General features: G+C 65.9%; 18 protein-coding genes and 3 tRNA genes. 15 read left to right on the top strand and 6 right to left on the bottom strand.

The window, feature by feature from the left end:
• Positions 1-35: 35 nt before the first annotated feature.
• Complete coding sequence (locus J2X42_RS14975) at positions 36-836, bottom strand: DUF1295 domain-containing protein (RefSeq protein ID WP_310166435.1); 801 nt, start codon at positions 834-836, stop codon at positions 36-38.
• Positions 833-1,588 carry an alpha/beta hydrolase gene (locus J2X42_RS14970; RefSeq protein WP_396134084.1) on the bottom strand — a complete coding sequence of 252 codons (756 nt, stop codon included), beginning with the start codon at positions 1,586-1,588 and terminating at the stop codon, positions 833-835. The genes J2X42_RS14975 and J2X42_RS14970 overlap by 4 nt, the downstream gene beginning before the upstream one ends.
• A gap of 85 nt (positions 1,589-1,673) precedes the next feature.
• Here J2X42_RS14970 and J2X42_RS14965 point away from each other — a divergent pair, with 85 nt between their 5' ends.
• The 7 genes from J2X42_RS14965 (at position 1,674) to J2X42_RS14935 (ending at position 8,352) form a co-directional block, all read left to right on the top strand.
• The gene (locus J2X42_RS14965) at positions 1,674-3,131 is read left to right on the top strand and encodes a YibE/F family protein (protein WP_310166434.1); all 1,458 of its coding nucleotides are present in this window, start codon (positions 1,674-1,676) and stop codon (positions 3,129-3,131) included.
• A 90-nt stretch (positions 3,132-3,221) separates the two neighbouring features.
• The gene (dusB, locus tag J2X42_RS14960) at positions 3,222-4,400 is read left to right on the top strand and encodes a tRNA dihydrouridine synthase DusB (RefSeq protein WP_310166433.1); all 1,179 of its coding nucleotides are present in this window, start codon (positions 3,222-3,224) and stop codon (positions 4,398-4,400) included.
• Complete coding sequence (locus tag J2X42_RS14955; RefSeq protein WP_310166432.1) at positions 4,384-5,682, top strand: deoxyguanosinetriphosphate triphosphohydrolase; 1,299 nt, start codon at positions 4,384-4,386, stop codon at positions 5,680-5,682. Before dusB ends, J2X42_RS14955 begins: the two co-directional genes overlap by 17 nt.
• A 52-nt stretch (positions 5,683-5,734) precedes the next feature.
• Positions 5,735-7,666, top strand: a complete 1,932-nt coding sequence (gene dnaG / locus J2X42_RS14950; RefSeq protein ID WP_310166430.1) for a DNA primase — start codon at positions 5,735-5,737, stop codon at positions 7,664-7,666.
• Positions 7,667-7,721: 55 nt separating this feature from the next.
• A tRNA-Asn gene (locus J2X42_RS14945) sits at positions 7,722-7,794 on the top strand.
• Between the two features lie 126 nt (positions 7,795-7,920).
• A tRNA-Asn gene (locus J2X42_RS14940) sits at positions 7,921-7,993 on the top strand.
• 74 nt (positions 7,994-8,067) lie between these two features.
• Entirely contained in the window at positions 8,068-8,352 is a 285-nt protein-coding gene (locus J2X42_RS14935) for a hypothetical protein (RefSeq protein WP_310166428.1), read from the top strand.
• Positions 8,353-8,356: 4 nt separating this feature from the next.
• Here J2X42_RS14935 and J2X42_RS14930 read toward each other — a convergent pair whose 3' ends face one another.
• From J2X42_RS14930 to J2X42_RS14920, 3 genes are all read right to left on the bottom strand, one after another.
• Positions 8,357-8,764: a hypothetical protein gene (locus tag J2X42_RS14930; protein ID WP_310166426.1), complete on the bottom strand. Its 408-nt coding sequence runs from the start codon at positions 8,762-8,764 to the stop codon at positions 8,357-8,359.
• 95 nt (positions 8,765-8,859) lie between these two features.
• Positions 8,860-9,039: a hypothetical protein gene (locus J2X42_RS14925; RefSeq protein ID WP_310166423.1), complete on the bottom strand. Its 180-nt coding sequence runs from the start codon at positions 9,037-9,039 to the stop codon at positions 8,860-8,862.
• Between the two features lie 55 nt (positions 9,040-9,094).
• Positions 9,095-10,351 (bottom strand): multidrug effflux MFS transporter, encoded by a 1,257-nt coding sequence (locus J2X42_RS14920; protein ID WP_396134083.1) that lies wholly within the window; start codon positions 10,349-10,351, stop codon positions 9,095-9,097.
• 146 nt (positions 10,352-10,497) lie between these two features.
• Here J2X42_RS14920 and J2X42_RS14915 point away from each other — a divergent pair, with 146 nt between their 5' ends.
• The 6 genes from J2X42_RS14915 (at position 10,498) to J2X42_RS14890 (ending at position 15,737) form a co-directional block, all read left to right on the top strand.
• On the top strand, positions 10,498-11,352 hold the full coding sequence (locus J2X42_RS14915; protein WP_310166421.1) for a phage holin family protein: 855 nt from the start codon (positions 10,498-10,500) through the stop codon (positions 11,350-11,352).
• 49 nt (positions 11,353-11,401) lie between these two features.
• A complete protein-coding gene (locus J2X42_RS14910) occupies positions 11,402-12,025 on the top strand; it encodes a CDP-alcohol phosphatidyltransferase family protein (protein WP_310166419.1) in 624 nt (207 codons plus the stop codon).
• Positions 12,025-12,933, top strand: a complete 909-nt coding sequence (locus J2X42_RS14905; protein ID WP_310166418.1) for a DMT family transporter — start codon at positions 12,025-12,027, stop codon at positions 12,931-12,933. Before J2X42_RS14910 ends, J2X42_RS14905 begins: the two co-directional genes overlap by 1 nt.
• Before the next feature lie 96 nt (positions 12,934-13,029).
• The gene (locus J2X42_RS14900; RefSeq protein ID WP_310166417.1) at positions 13,030-14,226 is read left to right on the top strand and encodes a glycosyltransferase; all 1,197 of its coding nucleotides are present in this window, start codon (positions 13,030-13,032) and stop codon (positions 14,224-14,226) included.
• Positions 14,227-14,304: 78 nt separating this feature from the next.
• Positions 14,305-14,378, top strand: a tRNA-Ile gene (locus J2X42_RS14895).
• A gap of 168 nt (positions 14,379-14,546) precedes the next feature.
• The gene (locus J2X42_RS14890; protein ID WP_310166416.1) at positions 14,547-15,737 is read left to right on the top strand and encodes an acyl-CoA dehydrogenase family protein; all 1,191 of its coding nucleotides are present in this window, start codon (positions 14,547-14,549) and stop codon (positions 15,735-15,737) included.
• Here the strand turns inward: J2X42_RS14890 and J2X42_RS14885 are convergent.
• A complete protein-coding gene (locus J2X42_RS14885; protein WP_310166414.1) occupies positions 15,734-16,330 on the bottom strand; it encodes a M23 family metallopeptidase in 597 nt (198 codons plus the stop codon). The two genes, J2X42_RS14890 and J2X42_RS14885, sit on opposite strands and share 4 nt — an antisense overlap.
• Before the next feature lie 437 nt (positions 16,331-16,767).
• On the opposite strand from J2X42_RS14885, the gene rpsB reads away from it, so the two are divergent.
• Positions 16,768-17,652, top strand: a complete 885-nt coding sequence (gene rpsB / locus J2X42_RS14880; RefSeq protein ID WP_310166411.1) for a 30S ribosomal protein S2 — start codon at positions 16,768-16,770, stop codon at positions 17,650-17,652.
• A 128-nt stretch (positions 17,653-17,780) separates the two neighbouring features.
• Positions 17,781-18,617 (top strand): translation elongation factor Ts, encoded by an 837-nt coding sequence (gene tsf, locus J2X42_RS14875; protein ID WP_131132525.1) that lies wholly within the window; start codon positions 17,781-17,783, stop codon positions 18,615-18,617.
• Positions 18,618-18,726: the final 109 nt, after the last annotated feature.

The following is an 18,726-nucleotide window of genomic DNA, read 5'->3' as shown; positions in this document are numbered from 1 at the left end:
AATGACGACGTCAAATGCGGGTCAGTTGGGTGAGGTCACCGTTTCTTGGGCGGCCAGGGGATGAACCCGCTCGTGGATTCGACATACTCGCGGTAGCCTGGCCGGCCGGACATGGCCTTCTCCGTCAGCGGCTTGCCCGTCTTCCCGGCCAGCGTCCACACCATCAGGGCCGGTGACAGCAGAGTGAGGACACCTGGCCAGGATTCCGCGGTGACCAGGAACAGGCCGGTCCAGACGGCGGCATCGCCGAAGTAGTTCGGATGCCGTGTGTAGCGCCAGAGGCCCGTGTTGAGCACCGTGCCGCGGCGCGACGGATCCTTCTTGAACCGGGAGAGCTGCCAGTCGCCCACGGTCTCAAAAATGAATCCGGTCAGCCACAGCAGGATGCCCAGCAGGGCGACCCACCCGACCTGCCCGGTGGAGAACATGCCCACCTGGATGGTGAGGGAGACAAAGAACATGACCACGCCCTGCGGCAGGTAGACCCGGCGGAGGGCGTAGACGTTGCGTGAACCCGGCGCCGGGGCCAGCATCGCCTTGTAGCGGGGGTCCTCGTGGCCGTCGCGGGCGCGCCAGCCGATGTGCACGCCCAGGCGGACTCCCCAAACGGCTGTCAGCACCAGCAGGAGCAGCCGCCGCAGGTCATCGCCGGAGCCGGCTGACAGGAACCAGGACACTGCAGCGACGGCCACAAAACCCGGCCCCCAGGCCACGTCCATGACGGAGTGCCTGTCCTGCCGGACGGCCACGGCAAACGTCACGGCCAGGACCAGGGCAACGGCCAAAGCCGTCCAGGGCAGTGAAGACGCGAATTCCGGCCACGGAAAAGGGCTCACAGGGTGACCTGGACGGAGGCCGCGGGCAACAGTTCATCCAGGGCACGCGACGAGGCAGGACCAGCCCCGGTTGCTTCACCGAAGGCCTTCATGATGAATCCCGTGGCCAGGGCATGCCACAGGCGGACCCGGCGGAACATAAAATGGCCGGCCCCCTTGAGGGTCACGTACTGCATGGAGGAGGCGCCGGTGGCGCGGCGGGCGAACTTCAGCGACTCGGAGGCGCTGGTCCAGCGGTCGGTGGTCCCGTGGACAATCAGCACTTTCTTCCCGGCGACCCGGGACGAGGGTGTTTCGGGGCTGAGCCAGGGTGCGAGGGCCACTACGGCTGCCACCTGAGGGTCGTCGGCCGCGCACACTGCGGTCAGCCCTCCCATGGAATGTCCCAGCAGGAAGACCGGGACTCCTGGGTGCCGCTGCCTGATTTGCTCCAGGGCCCACCGGGCATCCTGCAGCGGCGTCATGTCGTGGCCGTTCCAGCCCCGCACGCTGTTGCGCAACGACCATACCGCCAGGCCATGGTCCCGCCCGGCACGGTGCAAGTGTCTGGCAAACGGCACCATCCGGGCGGGGCTCAGGTGGTGGGCCTGGACAGGCTCGAAGCTGTGCGACTTGCCCCCGTGCAGTACGAGCGCCACTCCCAGCGTGGGTCCTGACGGCTCCAGGACACTCAGGACCGCCGTGCGCAGGGGCCGGTCAACGGCCCCGGTGGAGTGAGGCTTGCCGTGTTCATCAGTCTTGCGCTTGGTCACGCGGGGTTCCTCCCGGTTCCTGGTGGTCCATTTATCAACCCTATGGCGCCGGACGTAGAGTTCAAGGTATGAGGTTCAACTGCTGATGGGGTCCGGTCACACCCACGTTTCACAAGGCCATTCGGAGCCGACGGCCCAGGCGATTGCCGCCCGCAGGAAAGCGAACTACATCCTCGCCGCTGTGCTGGTGCCGCTCACTCTGCTGACCCTGGCAGCGATGGCCATGCTGTGGCCGTCCGGGAGCAAGGAAGGCATTTCCCTGGCCAACCCCTACTCGGCGGCGCCCGGGGTGACCTTCGACACCGGCAAGATCCAGAGCGTGGTGGTGGAAAGCTGCATGCAGGGCAACGCGGCGCCGGACGCGAATTCCGGCCAGCAGGCTTCCGGCGGGCAGGGCTCGGACTGTACATTCGCCTTCACCGAGCCGGACAAGGGGGGCAACCCCGTCAAAGTGGTGATCAACCCGGACATCGCCAAGTCCCACGGCGTGAAGCCGGGCGACCAGATCAGGTACCTCAACCTCTCCAACGCCCAGGGCGCATCCGCGGGGCAGGGTTCCCCGGCCTACATTTTTGTGGATTTCGTCCGGACGCTGCCCATTGTGCTGCTGGCCCTGCTGTACGCGGTGGTGGTGATCGCGGTCGCCCGCTGGCGGGGACTCCGGGCCCTGATCGGGCTTGTGGGAGCGTACTTTGTGCTGGTCAGCTTTATGCTGCCCGGACTGGTGGAGGGCAAACCGCCCCTGCTGCTGGCTTTGGTGGGTTCCACGGTGATCATGATCGGGGTCCTGTACTTCGCCCACGGCTTCTCGGCGCGGACGTCGACGGCGTTGCTGGGCACCATGTTTGGCCTCGCCATCACGGCGCTCCTGGCAGCCTGGGCCACCGACGCCGCAAACCTCGCCGGCGTGGGCAACCACGACGCCGCCACGCTGGTGAACACGTCGGCCAACATTTCCATCTCCGGGGTGATCCTGTGCGGCCTGATCATCTCGGGGTTGGGCGTCCTCAACGACGTCACCATCACGCAGTCGTCTGCCGTCTGGGAACTGTACGAACTTGCCCCCGCCACCAGTGCCCGCAAGCTGTTTACCTCGGCCATGAGGATCGGACGGGACCACATCGCGTCCACCGTCTACACCATCGCCTTCGCCTACGCGGGGGCGGCTCTGCCCATCCTGATCATCGTGATGCTCTACGACCGGCCGCTGGGGGATACCCTCACCAGCGCGGAACTCTCCGAGGAAGTCATCCGGACGCTGGTGGGTTCCATCGGGCTGGTCCTCGCCATCCCGGTCACCACTCTCATCGCGGTACTGGTGGTCAAGGCAACCGGCATCCGGACCGCCGGACTCCCGTCGGGTCCCGCGGCAGGAGACCACGGCGAAACCCACGGGCACCGAGCTGTCAGCCCGGACGACCTGGACGACACCGGCGCGCTCGCCGCCGCCGCGGCGGTGGCTGCCGAAACAGGGCCAGCAGAAACAGGGCAGGCAGAAACGCCGGCAGAAACACGCCGGGGACGCCGGGCAGACCGCGGCTGACTGGCCGCGGCCCCCGCCGCCGGGTGCTTCAGGGAAGCATCCCTGCCAAGGGTGCCGCCCCGATTTGCCCGGCTTTGCGACAATGGACAGGTGACTGTTACAGCAACGCCTCCCGCCCCCAAGCTGGAACTCCCGCCCCTGAAGCTGGGCCCCATCACGGTGGACACCCCCGTGATCCTGGCTCCCATGGCGGGCATCACCAACTCCGCCTTCCGCAGACTCTGCCGTGAATACGGCGGCGGCATGTACGTGGCGGAGATGGTCACCTCCCGCGCCCTCGTGGAACGCACGCCCGAATCCCTGCGCATCATCTCCCACGACGACGACGAGAAGGTCCGCTCCGTGCAGCTCTACGGCGTGGACCCGGTGACCGTGGGCGCCGCAGTGCGGATGCTGGTGGACGAAGACCGGGCGGACCATATCGACCTGAACTTCGGCTGCCCGGTTCCCAAAGTGACACGTCGCGGCGGCGGCTCGGCCCTGCCCTGGAAGATCGACCTGTTCACCTCGATCGTCCAGACCGCGGTCAAAGAGGCGTCCAAGGGCAACGTCCCGCTGACCATCAAGATGCGCAAGGGCATCGACGAGGACCACCTGACGTACCTCGACGCCGGCCGGATTGCGCGCGATGCCGGCGTCGCCGCCGTCGCACTCCACGGCCGCACGGCCGCGCAGTTCTATTCGGGCCAGGCTGACTGGACCGCGATCGCCCGGCTGCGCGAAGCCCTGCCGGACATTCCCGTCCTGGGCAACGGCGACATCTGGTCCGCCGAGGACGCCGTGCGCATGGTCCGGGAAACCGGCGTCGACGGCGTTGTGGTGGGCCGCGGCTGCCAGGGCCGGCCCTGGCTTTTCGGGGACCTGCAGGCCGCGTTCGAGGGCAGCGACACCAGGCACAAGCCGAACCTGCGGCAGGTGGCGGAAGGCGTCTACCGCCACGCGGAACTCATGGTGGAAACCTTCGGCGACGAGGGCAAGGCGCTGCGCGAGATCCGCAAGCACATGGCGTGGTACTTCAAGGGCTATGTCGTGGGCGGGGAGCTGCGCACACGGCTGGCCCTGGTCACCAGCCTGCAGGTCCTGCGCGAAACGCTGGCCGAGCTGGACCAGGAGTCCCCATACCCCGGCGTGGACGCTGAAGGCCCGCGCGGCCGTGCGGGATCGCCGAAAAAACCGGCGCTGCCCAAGGACTGGCTTGACTCCCGGGCCCTCAACGACGCGCAGTCCCAGGACATCGCCGCCGCGGAGCTGGATGTTTCCGGTGGCTGAGACCCGCACCACCGCACCGGTCCTGCCCGGCTACGACGCCCACGATTCCGCCCGCTGGGTGGAGGAACCGCCCAAAACCACCTACCGCTCGGACTTCGAGCGGGACCGCGCCCGGGTGCTGCACTCGTCTGCGCTGCGGCGGCTGGGCGCCAAGACCCAGGTGGTGGCCCCTGACACGGACGACTTCGTCAGGACCCGCCTGACGCACAGCCTGGAAGTGGCGCAGGTTGGCCGTGAACTGGGCCGCGCCCTCGGCTGCGACCCGGACGTGGTGGACACGGCCTGCCTCAGCCATGACCTCGGCCACCCGCCCTTTGGCCACAACGGCGAGTCCGCCCTGAATGAGGTGGCGCACGCCATCGGCGGCTTCGAAGGCAATGCCCAGACCCTCCGCCTGCTCACCCGGCTGGAGCCCAAGGTCCTGGCCCCGGACGGCCGCCCGGCCGGCCTGAACCTGACCCGGGCGAGCCTGGACGCTGCCGCGAAGTATCCCTGGTCTGCCTTGGAGGCACCGGTGATCCACGGCCAGCGCACCAGCAAGTTCGGCGCCTACGAGGACGACCTCCCCATCTTCAACTGGCTCAGGGACGGCGCACCGGTGCGCCGGTCCTGCCTGGAAGCGCAGGTCATGGACCTGGCGGACGACATTTCCTACTCCGTGCACGACGTCGAGGACGCGATCGTCGCCGGGCACTTCCAGCTCCGCTGGATGGACAACCCGGACCACCGGGCCCGCGTGGTGGGCTACGCCAAGCAGTGGTACCTCCCGCACAACGATCCCGCCGCCATTGACGCCGCCCTGGCCCGGCTGGAAGCCACCGACGTCTGGGTGCGCGAGGCCGACGGCAGCCGCAAATCCATGGCTGCGCTGAAGAACATGACCAGCCAGCTGATCGGCCGGTTCTGCCAGAGCGCACTGGAGACCACCCGCGCCCTGTACGGCCCGGAGAACCTCACCAGGTACAACGCCGAGCTGATGGTGCCGGACGAAACGGTGATGGAGATCGCGGTGATGAAGGGCCTGGCCACCACGTTCGTGATGACCACCGAACACCGCCAGCCGATCTACGAGCGCCAGCGCGAAGTGCTGCACTCCCTTGTCACCGCGCTCAGTGCCACCGGGGACCGCCACCTCGAACCCATGTTCGCGGCGGACTGGCGGGACGCGGCCGACGACGGCGCACGGCTTCGGGTGGTCATCGACCAGGTTGCGTCGCTGACGGACGGCTCGGCTCTGGCCATGTACGAACGGCTCGTGGGGAGCCTGCCGTCGCTGTGGTGACGGACGCCTCACGGCGGACCGGCTTGTCCGGCCCCGGGGCTAGGATGGCTTTGTGGCTGGCCTGATCAAACGTGAAGATATCGACGAAGTACGCCAGCGCACGGACATCAAGGAAGTGGTTGACGGCTACGTCACGCTCAAGGGTGCCGGGCTGGGAACCTACAAGGGCCTGTGCCCCTTCCACGACGAGCGGTCGCCGTCGTTCACGGTCCGCCCCCAGGTGGGCAGGTACCACTGCTTCGGCTGCGGCGAGGACGGCGACGTCATCGCCTTTGTCCAGAAACAGGACCACACCTCCTTCCACGAAGCCGTCGAGAAGCTTGCCGCCCGCATCGGCTACGAGCTGCGCTACGAAGACGGCGGCACCGGGCCCAACCGTGAAGAAGTGGGCAAGCGGCAGCGGCTCCTGGACGCGCACAAGATCGCCGACGAATTCTTCCGCGCCCAGCTGCTGACCCCCGGGGCATCGGAAGGCCGGAACTTCCTGCACGGCCGCGGCTTTGACCGCGCCGCCGCGGAACAGTTCGGCGTCGGCTATGCACCGCAGGGCTGGGACGCACTCCTCAAGCACCTCCGCGGACGCGGCTTCACGGATCAGGAACTGAAGCTCACAGGCATGTTCTCGGAAGGAAACCGGGGCATCTACGACCGCTTCCGTGGCCGGCTGATCTGGCCCATCCGCGACATCGCCGGGGACACCATCGGCTTCGGTGCGCGCAAGCTCTACGAGGACGACCAAGGCCCCAAGTACCTCAACACCCCCGAAACCACGCTCTACAAAAAGTCCCAGGTGCTCTACGGGATCGACCTCGCCAAACGGAGCATCGCCAAGGACCGCCAGCTGGTGGTGGTGGAAGGCTACACGGACGTGATGGCCTGCCACCTCGCGGGAATTCCGACGGCGGTGGCCACCTGCGGCACCGCGTTCGGCACAGAGCACATCAAGATAGCCCGCCGCCTGCTCTCCGACGACGGTACCGGGGGAGAGGTCATCTTCACCTTCGACGGCGACGCCGCCGGCCAGAAGGCGGCCCTGCGGGCCTTCGAAGAAGACCAGCGCTTCACCGCGCAGACGTACGTGGCAGTGGAGCCCACCGGCGCCGACCCCTGCGACCTGCGGCAAACCAGGGGAGACGCCGCGGTGCGGGACCTCATCAACGCCCGCCGGCCGCTGTTCGAATTCGCCATCCGCGCCACCCTGAAGCGGCACAACCTGGACACCGTGGAAGGCCGGGTGGCCGCACTGCGGGAGTCCGCTCCAGTGGTGGGCCAGATCCGCGACGCCGGCATCAGGCCCGCGTACGCCCGTGAACTGGCGGGCTGGCTCGGCATGTCCGTGGAGGACGTCAGCAGGGCCGTGGCGGTCGCCATGAAACGTGCTGCCTCCGGCCCGCCTGGCGCCCCGGGCGACACTGCCCCGGGCGGTCCCCACACCTCGGCGTCCACGCCGCAGCCGGGCGGACCCGGCGTCGCTGCAGGGCCGGCGTCGGGCGCTGTCCCCTCCTACAACCGGCCCGACCCCCGCGACCCCGTGGCGTCCATGGAGCGGCAGGCGATCGAGGTGGCGCTGCAGGAGCCCTCGCTCCTGGGCGGAGGCATCTGGGAGCGTTTCTCGGCTGCGAGATTCGTCACACCGGCCTTCCAGGCCATTCATGATGCCATGCGTGCCTCCGGACCGGGACTCATCGGAGACCCCGTCCGCTGGGTGGAGCAGGTCATGAACGAGGTGCCGGAACCACTCCGGCCGCTGGTGTCCGAACTTGCTGTGGTGCCCCTGCCCGCGAGCACCGAGGAAGCGGTCCAGAAGTACTGCCGGGACATTCTCTCGCGGCTGTTCGAGCTGCAGATCACCCGGGTGAAAGCGGACAAGATGGGCCAGCTGCAGCGGCTGGATCCGGCGGCGGACCCGGAGGATTTCCAGCGGCTGAACAGGGAACTGATGATGCTGGAAATGGAGCGCCGGGCGCTGCGCTCGGACGCGTAGGCCCGGCCGATTTCACTTCCCCGCGGGGTCTTTGCTAGGCTTGTACCCGCTTCATTCCTCCTTAGCTCAATTGGCAGAGCATTCGACTGTTAATCGAAGGGTTGCTGGTTCAAGTCCAGCAGGAGGAGCGCACAGTCCCCGTTCCGGGCCTCCGGAACGGGGACTTTTTTATACCCGGGGAGGGTATTTCTTCGCCGTCAGGGCGCCGATTTCACATTCCCGGGAAACCTTTGCTAATGTCATACCTGCTTCATTCCTCCTTAGCTCAATTGGCAGAGCATTCGACTGTTAATCGAAGGGTTGCTGGTTCAAGTCCAGCAGGAGGAGCAAACACAAAAAGTCCCCGTCCTCCTCATGGAGGGCGGGGACTTTTGTCTCTTCCCGTTGTTCGGTGCCATCGCGTGCGCGCCGTCACGCTCGCGTACTGCGTTGCCGCCGCGGACACTGTGGCTGACGGCCTTGCGGACTACACTGCGGCCCGCCTGCCGCGAACTACGCTGATCGTGCGCCGGTCCGGGCAGATCGCGCGGCTCGCCACGGCCCGGAATCCCGTGGTGCGGAGCCTCAGGAACGGAATGCTGCGCAGCATGGCGTTCCTGGGCCCCTCCGCCGCGCTCCGGCAGGCCGACTTCGTGATGCGCTGGGACCATCCCGCGCTTTCCCCCGCCGGGCCACCGTCGTCGTGATCTGTCAGACGAAGTCCATCTCCACCTGCAGGAAGCGCTCTGCCTCGGCGATGGCCGCCTGGAAGGCCTCCTGCTCGGTGGGGGACTTGCGCGGCTCCCGTGGGTGCCATTCGTGCGGGGCGGAGTACACGCGCGTGAAGCCGGCGTCCGGTGGCGCGTAGAAGATGCCGAAGCGCTGCACCGGCCATTCGGGGGAGGTCTCGGGTGCTACGAGCAGCGCCGCGTTGAAAGCGGGGTTGTACCACTGCGCGATGGGCCGGCGGCGGTCCTCGGTGAAAAGGCCCGCGGCGTACAGTGCTGCGGACTGTTCACCTGTTTGGGCACACAGCCGATCCCACCACAGGGGCAATATGCCGGTGTCGCACCGTTGCCACGTGGCCGGGAGTGGCGGTGGGTCCTGCCAGCTGTGCACGGAAACATTTTATCGCGGGAAGCGTCCCTGGCGGCAGGGGGGTGGAACGGGCCGGCTCTCCGTCTTTCGCGCCCCGCGCGGCCACCGCAGGCCGGTCAGGGACGGTTCCAGGGGCCCGGATTGAGGCGGTAGAGCAGGGCCGACCCGGCCAGTGAGCCAAGGATGATGCCGATCGCCGGGTTGCCCAGCGCCCGGCCGGCAAAGTAGCCCACGACGGCGCCCAGCACCGCGCCGAGGAATAGTCCCCGTCCGTTGCGGTGCGGCTTGCGTGTCATCGTCCCACCCTACTGCCGGCGGCTGCGGCCCGAAGCCGGCTCCAGTCGCGGGAGCTCAGTGGATCGAAGGGACGGTGCGGGGCCGGACAACCAGCCACAGCGCCGCAATTCCCAACAGGATGCATGCCGCCTGCACGGCACCCATGGGTGTTGCCGTTTCGATGCCCAGCCAACCCACCACCGGAGAGATCAGGCCGGCCATCATGAACGTGGCGGCCCCCAGCAGGGAAGCCGCGGTACCTGCCTTATCGCCATGGCTGGCCAGGGCAAGGACCTGGACGCAGGGGAACGTGAAGCCTGTGCCCAGGATGTAGAACCAGAGCGGCACCATGACTCCCCATAGGCCAAGTCCCAGCTGGTCGAAGAGCACAATCAGCAGGGACATCAGGAACATCCAGGCAGTGGAGCACGCCAGGATCCACTGCGGCGGTACACGCCTGATGAGCCGGGAGCTGGTCTGGACACCGGCGACGATGCCCAGCGAATTAATGCCGAAGAGCAGGCCGTACTGCTGGGGGGAGAAACCAAAGACGTCCTGGAACAGGAAGGGCGAAGCGGAGAGATACGTAAAAAGCCCGGCGAAGTTCATTCCGCCCACCAGCAGGAGCCCCACGAAGATCCGGTCGGTGAAGAGGACCTTGTAGCGCTGGCCGGCTGTCAGTCCGGACTGGCCGCGCTTTTCCGGCGGGAGCGTCTCACGGACCAGGAAAAGCGCAGCGATGATCACCAGGGTGCCGTAGGAGGCGAGGAACACAAAAATCCCGGGCCAGGGCATGACCAGCAGCAGCTGTGAGCCGATGACCGGCGCCAGGATGGGGGCGAGCCCGTTGACGAGCGCCATCCGGGAGAACATCCGCACCATTGCATATCCGGAAAACAGGTCCCTGACCATGGCCATGGCAACCACACCGCCGCCCGCGGCGCCGACGCCCATCAGCACGCGGAACAAACCCAGCGTTGCGATGTCGGTGGACAGTGCTGCACCCACCGACGCGGCGATGTGCAGGGCCGTGGCAAGAATCAGCGGAAGCCGCCGTCCGAACTTGTCGCTGAAGGGTCCCACCACCAACTGGCCCAGGGCGAAGCCCACAGTAGTCCCGGCCAGCGTCAGCTGGACCTGCGCCTCGGTGACCCCCAGGCTGGCCTCAAGGGCAGGGAAAGCCGGCAGGTACAGGTCGATGGTGAACGGTCCCAGGGCGGTGAGGGCGCCGAGCAGGAGGATGTACAGGAGTTTCCGGCGGCGCGTCAGCAGATCGCCCGGATTGGCGGTTATGGTCACGGAGATCAATCCTAGGCCCGATGTATCCAACATTTACAGCGTTGGAGGGCACGCCGCTCCGCATGGCCCGAAGTTCGTCCTGAACCTGAATGATAGTTTTGTGGGCGGGGACTGTGCAGTTGCACTCTCCCGCAGTACACGGAAGCCGAATCGACCATGCAACCAGTTAGGCGGAACCGATGAGCGGACGTCACAGCGGGCGGACCAGCCAGGGCCTGCGCATCACTGCGCTCCCCAGAACCCTCAAACTCCTTTTTCGGTTGGCTCCCCGCCAGATCAATGACGAGATCGCCCTGGCCAAGGTTGAGATCAAGCGCAAGGGCATCCAGGTCGGAGTGGCCGCGGCGTTCCTCGCCGTCGCCCTGGTTTTTGTGGCGTTCCTGGTCGTAGGGCTCATCGTTGCCGCCATCATGGGGCTGGCCACCATCATGCCGGCGTGGCTGGCCGCACTGCTGGTCAGTGCCGCGTTCCTGCTGATCGCCGTGATCGGCGGCCTGGTGGGAGTGCAGAAGTTCAAGAAGGCCATGCCGCTGGTTCCGGAGGAGACCATCCGGGGGATCAAGCACGACCTCGGCATCCTCAAGGAAGGCTCGGACTTCAACCCGGCGATCCTCGATCCGTCCAGCCCCGAAGCGAAGGCCGCCAAGGCCGCCAAGGCAGAAGCTGCTGCGAAGGCCAAGGCAGAAAAGGAAGCCAAAGCCGAGGCGCACGACAAGGAATTCCCGCATGCGTCCGAACCCGAGCTGCACCGCCGCCTCGACCAGCGCCGGCGCCACCTCACGGAGGTCCGCGACGAACTGGACACCGAACTCGATATCAAGCCCCAGGTCCGGTTCCTTGCAGGTGCCGCCCAGGAGAAGCTCAGGGAGGGCCAGGTTCTGCTGAACCACGGCCGGGAGGTCGCGGCCCAGAAGATTACCGGCTTGTCAGGGGAACCGGGCGGGGCCGCGCTTCGTTGGAAGCCGTTGGCCGCTTTTGCAGGCGCTGCGGCCGTTTTTGTGGTGCTGCTGCGCAAGCTGCTGAAAAACCCGTAGCTCCACACGCCATGCTGCACACCATGCTTTGAAGAAAGGGGGGGACGGGATGAAGTTCATTGGTGCTGGCTCCCGTCCGGGCCGCCCCCAGGTTGACCACGACCTTGTCTTCACAGTCCCCAATGCCCTCACCGTCCTGCGGTTCATGGGTGTCCCGCTCTTCATTTGGCTGGTCCTGGCACAAAAGGAGTACGGCTGGGCCGTCCTGGTCCTGGCCGTCATGGCCGGCACCGACTGGGTGGACGGCTACGTAGCCCGCCGGTTCGACCAGGCGTCCAGGCTGGGCCGGGTGATGGACCCGATCGCCGACAGGCTGGCGCTGATCGCCGTCGCCGTCACCCTGGTGATTGCCGGCGTGGTGCACTGGCTCTACCTCGCGGCACTGGTCATTCCCGACGCCGTGCTGCTCGTACTGACGCTGTCCTACTTCGGCGGCCACCCGGACCTTCCGGTGAGCCGGATCGGCAAAATCCGCACCGGACTGCTGCTCCTTGGCACGCCCATGCTGGTGTTGTCCCGGCTGGATGTTCCCCTGGGTGAAGCCCTGCATTTTGCGGCCTGGGTGGTGCTTGGCCTCGGCCTCGCGGGGCACTGGATTGCCGCCTATAACTACTTCTGGGCCATCCTGCGAAAGGGCAGAATGCAGCCACCTCACGACGGCGGTACCGCCTGATGGTGTGGTTGGCGGTTCTGCTCGCGGTGCTCGGAGCATTCTTCCTGGCCATCGGTGCCCAGAAGCAGGGCAGCGCCGTTAAGGCCGATACCGGCGGCCTGGCCCTCAGTTCCAACGGCTTCCTCAGGCTGCTGCGCAACCCGCGCTGGGTGCTGGGACTGCTCCTGCTCGGCGTAGGCATGGGAATGAATGCCGTCGCCCTGGTATCCGCTCCGCTGACCGTGGTGCAGCCGATCGGCGCAATTGCACTGGTGATCACTACCGTGGTCAATGCCCGGGACCAGGACCTCACCATCAACAGGGCCACCTGGGTGGCCATCGCAGCGTGCGTCAGCGGGTCGGCCCTGTTTGTCCTGCTCGCCGTCAACGTGACGCAGGAGAACCACCACGTCAGCCACGACGACGAACTCACGATTGTGCTGCTGCTGGCACTCGCGGTCGGTGTTTTCGGCACGTTGGCGGCCATGTTCAGGCACCGGATGAGCGCGTTCGTGTACATCCTGGGTGCAGGCGTCCTGTTCGGTTTTGTGGCCGTCCTGACGAGGATCATCGGCAAGCACCTGCTGGATCCCAACGGGCTGGTCCTGCTCAACGTGCAGTGGTACTCCGTGGTGGCCATCGCCGCTGCCGGCGGGTTGGGCTCCTGGTTTGTCCAGAACGCCTACTCCGGCGGACCGCCGGACCTGGTCATCGCCGGCCTCACCGTCATCGACCCGATCGTGGGGATCGCCATCGGCATCGTCATTCTGGGCGAACTCCGCCCGGACGTCCACGCCGTGATGGCGATTGCCATGGGTACGGCCGCTTCCCTTGCTATCGTTGGGGTGATCGCCCTGTCCAGGCACCACCCCGAGGTCACCAAGCGCAAGAAGGATGCGCGGAAGGCCGCGGGCCGGGCGTCCCACTAGCCGATTTTCACTAAGAGGCCCGGCACCACCGTGCCAGCGGCCAACCGGTGCCGTCAGCCCCAGCTGCCGGCACCGAGACCATCAGGAGCTCTCCACGTGACAACGCCCGCCGACCAGCCTCCCCTGACTGTCCTGATCGCCGCGGACACCTATCCGCCCCACATCAACGGTGCCGCCACGTTCGGCTACCGGCTCGCCAAGGGAATGACAGGGCGCGGCCACGACGTGCACGTCCTGGCGTGCCGGGCGGACAACGGAAAGAGCTTCACCGAGTTCCGGTCCGAGGCCACAGTGCACCGGCTCCGCTCGCATGGCGTCTTTACGCACGAATACTTCCGGATCTGCTTTCCCTGGGAGATCAAGAAGGAGATCAGCCTCCTGTTCGACCGGATCAAGCCCGACGTCGTGCACATCCAGAGCCACTACATGATTGGCGAACACGTCCTGTACGAGGCCGTGAAGCGCGGCGTCAGGGTTGTGGCCACCAACCACTTCATGCCCGAAAACCTCAACCCCTTCCTGCCGTTCCCGCAGTGGTTCAAGGACATCATCGGCAAGATCTCCTGGAAGGACATGGGCAAGGTCATGGGGCAGGCCGACGTCGTCACCACCCCCACGCCGCTGGCCGCCAAGGCAATGCACCAGCATGCCTTCCTCCGCAAGGTGCTGCCGCTTTCCAACGGCATCGATGCCTCGGCCTATGAGCTGCAGCCCGGGGAAGTCATCGAACGCCACCCGAACCCCACGCTGCTGTTCGTAGGGCGGCTGGCCGAGGAGAAGCACGTGGACGTGCTGATTGATGCTGTGTCCAAGACGCCGCCGGAACTGAACGTCCACCTGGAAATTGTTGGCGGCGGCGAGGTGCGCGCCGCCCTGGAGGCCCAGGTGCAACGGCTGGGCCTGGGGAACCGGGTGAAGTTCCTGGGCCTGGCCAGCGACGAAGACCTCCGTGAGGCGTACATCAGGGCTGACCTGTTCTGCATGCCCGGTACCGCAGAACTGCAGTCGCTGGTCACCCTGGAGGCCATGTCGGCGTCCACGCCGGTGCTGCTTGCCGATGCCATGGCTTTGCCGCACCTGGTGCGGGACGGCGAGAACGGCTACCTTTTCACCCCGAACGACAGCAACGACCTTGCGGCCAAGATCACGCGGGTCCTCCAGCTGCCGGCAGAAGAGCTGGCTGACATGGGCCAGGCCAGCCGCCGGATGGTGGAGCCGCACAGCATGCAGGGGACACTGCAGACCTTTGAAGACCTGTACCGCGGGGCAGGCTTCGAAGACAAGGTGGTCTGAAGGCATTCCGTGGTTTGCTAGAGTGTTTTTGCCCCGCTGGATCCGAAGTTCCCCTGGACGCGGATCCGCAGGGCGCACGGGGCTATAGCTCAGCTGGTTAGAGCGCGGGACTCATAATCCTAAGGTCCTCGGTTCAAGTCCGAGTAGCCCTACCCCTAGAACCGTCATTTCAGTCCAAAGAACCGTGGCCCACACCAGGCCGCGGTTCGTTGGTTTAACCTCCAGGATGCGGTATGTTACTGACCAGTAACTTAGTGGGTTCCCTGGGATATCCATCCCGTGGGGCTCTTCCGCCAGTACTGACCCCCTGCGAGGAAACCATGTCCAGGAAATCCATTGACATCAACGAGCTTCCGTACGCCGACGGTGACTTTTTCGCCTTTGAGCAGCTGCTCACGGGGAAAGAGCAGGACAGGCTCGCGGAGGTCCGCGAATTCCTCACCCGCGAAGTCCGTCCGATCGCCGTGGACTGCTGGAACCGCGGCGAATTCCCGATGGACCTCATCCCCAGGCTGGCCGAGATCGACCTGGTCAGCCCGGTCAGGCGCCAGGGGCACTCCAACCTCTTCGCCGGACTGATGCACGCTGAGGTCACGCGGGCCGACACCTCGATTTCGACGTTCATGGGCGTCCACGACGGCCTCTTCACCGGATCCATCGAGGCGCTGGCCTCGCAGGAACAGCAGGACGCCTGGCTTCCGGACATCTACTCGCTGAAGAAGATCGGTGCCTTCGGGTTGACCGAGCCGCTGGGCGGCTCGGATGTGGCCGGCGGGACGCGCACCACTGCCCGGCGCGAAGGCGACTCCTGGATCATAAACGGCGCCAAGCGCTGGATCGGCAACGCCACCTTTTCGGACTGGGTGGTCATTTACGCGCGGGACCTCGCGGACAACCAGGTCAAGGGCTTCCTGGTGGACACCAAGCTTGCGGGGTTCAGCGCCACCAAGATTGAAAACAAGATCTCCCTGCGCACCGTCCAGAACGCCGACATCAAGCTGGACAACGTGCTGGTGCCCGACTTCTTCAAGCTCGCCAACGCCAACAGTTTCCGCGACACCAACAAGGTCCTCAAGGTCACCCGCCTCGGAGTTGCCTGGCAGGCCGTGGGCCAGCAGCTGGCGGCATTCGATGTGGCCCGCCGCTACGCCGTGGAACGCCACCAGTTCGGCCGCCCGCTGGCATCCTTCCAGCTCGTCCAGAGCCAGCTGGTGCAGATCCTGGGGAATGCCGTCAGCTCCATGGGCATGATGGTCCGGCTCTCCCAGCTTGAGGACGCCGGCCAGGCGAAAGACGAGCAGTCCGCCCTGGCCAAAGCATTCACGACGGCACGGATGCGCGAAAGTGTGGCGATCGGGCGCAGCCTCCTGGGCGGCAACGGAATCGTCACCGACTTCGAGATGGCCAAGATCTTCGCCGACGCGGAGGCCATCTATTCCTACGAAGGCACGCATGAGGTCAACACCCTGGTGACGGGCCGCGCCATCACGGGCATTTCCGCGATCGTTTAGCCTGCGCGATCGTCCTGTCCCGGGCCGGGCCGGCCCCGGGACAGGGGGAGCAGGATGGAGGGCCGGAGGTCCAGTACGAACTCCAGGGGATTCACGTAGTCCTCGCCGCGCCGGACGCCCCAGTGGACGCATGGACGGGCGCCGCAGTGGCCTGGCAATAGCGTCCCGATCGCGTCACCTTTGGCCACTGTGGCCCCGGTTGCCAGGGAGCTTTCCACCGGTTCGAAACTGCTGCGCAGCCCGTTTCCGTGATCAATGGTGATGACCGGCCGGTCAACCACCACGCCCACGAAGCTGACGGTTCCGGACTCCGGCGTGGTGACCGGAACGCCGTCGTGCGTTGCCTCAAGATCCACGCCGCGGTGTCCGCTCATCCACGGCTTGTCCGGCGGATCAAACGCCCGAAGTACGCCGGGCCTGGGCGCAAGAGGCCATTCCCATGACGGCTTGGACGGAGCCGGTCCGGCAGATGCCGCAACAGCCGGGAAACGGCCTCCGGGGACCGGCGCCGGGCCGGCGGACAGCACTTCACCGGCCGGAGTGACGGACGCCGGAAGCAGCAGGACCGCGGCGAGCAATGCTGGAGCTTTCATCTGCCCAGCATCCCGCTGCCATTCACACTGCCGGAAGGGCCGTTTTGGCTATGTGGACAACGGCCTCTGGCGCCCTTCCTGGTGTCCGCCCGGAGGGGGTGCCTGTAGTACACTTGACGGAGCAGTTTGCTGCGCCCTCAACGTTTGTCGTTTCAGCGGTTAAATCCGCCGGTCCGCCATGCGTCAGCACGTCTCATTCAGAGGTGCGGGGGAGCAGCGGCTGACTACGCGCATCCAGCCCACCTCATCTGTTGCCCCCGGCTTCGTGTGAGGAGGATTGTGCCTCCCGCGGTCAGGACCCCAGGGCCCTGATGGGAAGTGCAATGGATGCCAGGAGCACGGCCCGCCTTGGGCCACGCTAAATAACCGTCAACTATTGGCAGGGTAAGAGGGCCTCAGGGCCTTCTCATGAATGACCTGCCGGAAGGAGCGCCGGCATGCCCGTCGTAACTATGCGCCAGCTGCTTGACAGCGGCGTCCACTTTGGACACCAGACCCGCCGTTGGAACCCGAAGATGAAGCGATTCATCTTCACGGAACGCAATGGCATCTACATCATTGACCTCCAGCAGTCGCTGTCCTACATCGACCGCGCCTACGAGTTCGTCAAGGCCACCGTTGCCCACGGCGGCACCGTACTCTTCGTCGGCACCAAGAAGCAGGCCCAGGAAGCAATTGCTGAGCAGGCAACCCGCGTAGGCCAGCCCTACGTGAACCAGCGCTGGCTCGGCGGTATGCTGACCAACTTCCAGACCGTTTCCAAGCGCATCCAGCGCATGAAGGAACTGGAAGAGATCGACTTCGACGACGTCGCCGGTTCCGCATACACCAAGAAGGAACTGCTGCTCCTTCGCCGCGAACTCACCAAGCTTGAGACCAACCTTGGCGGTATCCGCAACCTGACCAAGGCACCCTCGGTGCTCTGGATCGTGGACACCAAAAAGGAACACCTTGCTGTTGACGAAGCCAAGAAGCTGAACATCCCGGTTGTTGCCATCCTGGACACCAACTGCGATCCGGACGAGGTTGACTTCCCGATCCCGGGCAACGACGACGCCATCCGCTCCGTGAACCTGCTGACCCGCGTTGTCGCCGACGCCGTTGCTGAGGGCCTGATCGCCCGTAACCAGCGCGCCACGGGCACCACGGAAGCACCGGAAGAGCCGCTGGCTGAGTGGGAGCGCGAACTCCTCGAAGGCAGCAAGGCTGAAGAGGCTGCTGCTCCGGCCGCTGCCGAAGCTCCGGCCGCTGAAGCTGCTGCGCCGGCTGCCGAGGAAGCTCCGGCCGCTGCCGAGGCTCCCGCCGCAGACGCCGACAAGTAATACAAGTAAATCCGGAATACCGGCGCTGCCAGCAGCACCGGAACTGCTGACAGGACGGCGGCTCACTACGTGGGCTGCTGTCCTGTCGGTCCGTACACCACATACATTTTCTAGACAGAGGGGTTCACATGGCGAACTACACTGCCGCTGATATCAAGGCTCTGCGCGAGCGCACCGGCGCCGGCATGATGGATGTCAAGAAGGCTCTTGACGAAGCCAACGGTGACGCTGAGAAGGCCATCGAAATCATCCGCATCAAGGGCCTCAAGGGCGCGACCAAGCGTGAAGGCCGCTCCACCGCCGAAGGCCTGGTGGCCGCAAAGGTCACCAACGGCGTCGGCGTGATGATCGAGGTCAACTGCGAGACCGACTTCGTAGCCAAGGCTGACAAGTTCATCCAGCTCGCCGACAAGGTCCTGGCCGTGGCTGTGGAGTCCGGCGCAGCCGACCTCGACACCCTCCTCGCCACCGACGTTGACGGCAAGCCGCTCTCCGAGGTTGTCGTCGAAGAAGGCGCAGTCCTGGGCGAAAAGGTTGTTGTCCGCCGCATCTCCCGCATCGAGGGTGCAACGGTTGACGCTTACCTGCACAAGACCTCCAAGGACCTCCCGGCCCAGGTCGGCGTGCTGTTCGCTGTCGACGGTGAAGGCGAAGCCGCCACCACCGCCGCACACGACGTTGCCGTCCACGTTGCAGCCATGGCACCGAACTACCTGACCCGCGAAGACGTTCCGTCCGAGCTGGTTGAGTCCGAGCGCCGCATCGCCGAAGAGACCGCCAAGGCTGAAGGCAAGCCGGAAGCTGCCCTCACCAAGATTGTGGAAGGCCGCGTGACGGGCTTCTACAAGGGCGAGGTCCTCGTTGACCAGTCATTCGCCAAGGACGCCAAGAAGTCCGTGGCGCAGGTCCTCGAAGAGGCCGGCGTCAAGGCTACTGCCTTCACGCGTTTCCGCGTCGGCTCCTAGTCGCACCTGCAAAGGGGTGGCCACTTCGGTGGCCGCCCCTTTTGCATGCGCCGGGCCAGCCGTCGATGAGACCTTTGGCCGCCCGGCACGATAACCTTTTTCAGAGTTC

It is taken from the genome of Arthrobacter sp. BE255 (genome assembly GCF_031457335.1).
Lineage (GTDB): Bacteria > Actinomycetota > Actinomycetes > Actinomycetales > Micrococcaceae > Arthrobacter.
This window is presented reverse-complemented; position numbering and strand designations above follow the sequence as displayed.

Coding starts and splice junctions, on each gene's coding strand:
- J2X42_RS14965 (WP_310166434.1), top strand. CDS start 1,674: ATGGGGTCCGGTCACACCCACGTTTCACAAGGCCATTCGGAGCCGACG.
- J2X42_RS14955 (WP_310166432.1), top strand. CDS start 4,384: ATGTTTCCGGTGGCTGAGACCCGCACCACCGCACCGGTCCTGCCCGGC.
- J2X42_RS14925 (WP_310166423.1), bottom strand. CDS start 9,039: ATGACACGCAAGCCGCACCGCAACGGACGGGGACTATTCCTCGGCGCG.
- J2X42_RS14920 (WP_396134083.1), bottom strand. CDS start 10,351: ATGTTGGATACATCGGGCCTAGGATTGATCTCCGTGACCATAACCGCC.
- J2X42_RS14915 (WP_310166421.1), top strand. CDS start 10,498: ATGAGCGGACGTCACAGCGGGCGGACCAGCCAGGGCCTGCGCATCACT.
- J2X42_RS14910 (WP_310166419.1), top strand. CDS start 11,402: ATGAAGTTCATTGGTGCTGGCTCCCGTCCGGGCCGCCCCCAGGTTGAC.
- J2X42_RS14905 (WP_310166418.1), top strand. CDS start 12,025: ATGGTGTGGTTGGCGGTTCTGCTCGCGGTGCTCGGAGCATTCTTCCTG.
- J2X42_RS14890 (WP_310166416.1), top strand. CDS start 14,547: ATGTCCAGGAAATCCATTGACATCAACGAGCTTCCGTACGCCGACGGT.
- J2X42_RS14885 (WP_310166414.1), bottom strand. CDS start 16,330: ATGAAAGCTCCAGCATTGCTCGCCGCGGTCCTGCTGCTTCCGGCGTCC.
- rpsB (WP_310166411.1), top strand. CDS start 16,768: ATGCCCGTCGTAACTATGCGCCAGCTGCTTGACAGCGGCGTCCACTTT.
- tsf (WP_131132525.1), top strand. CDS start 17,781: ATGGCGAACTACACTGCCGCTGATATCAAGGCTCTGCGCGAGCGCACC.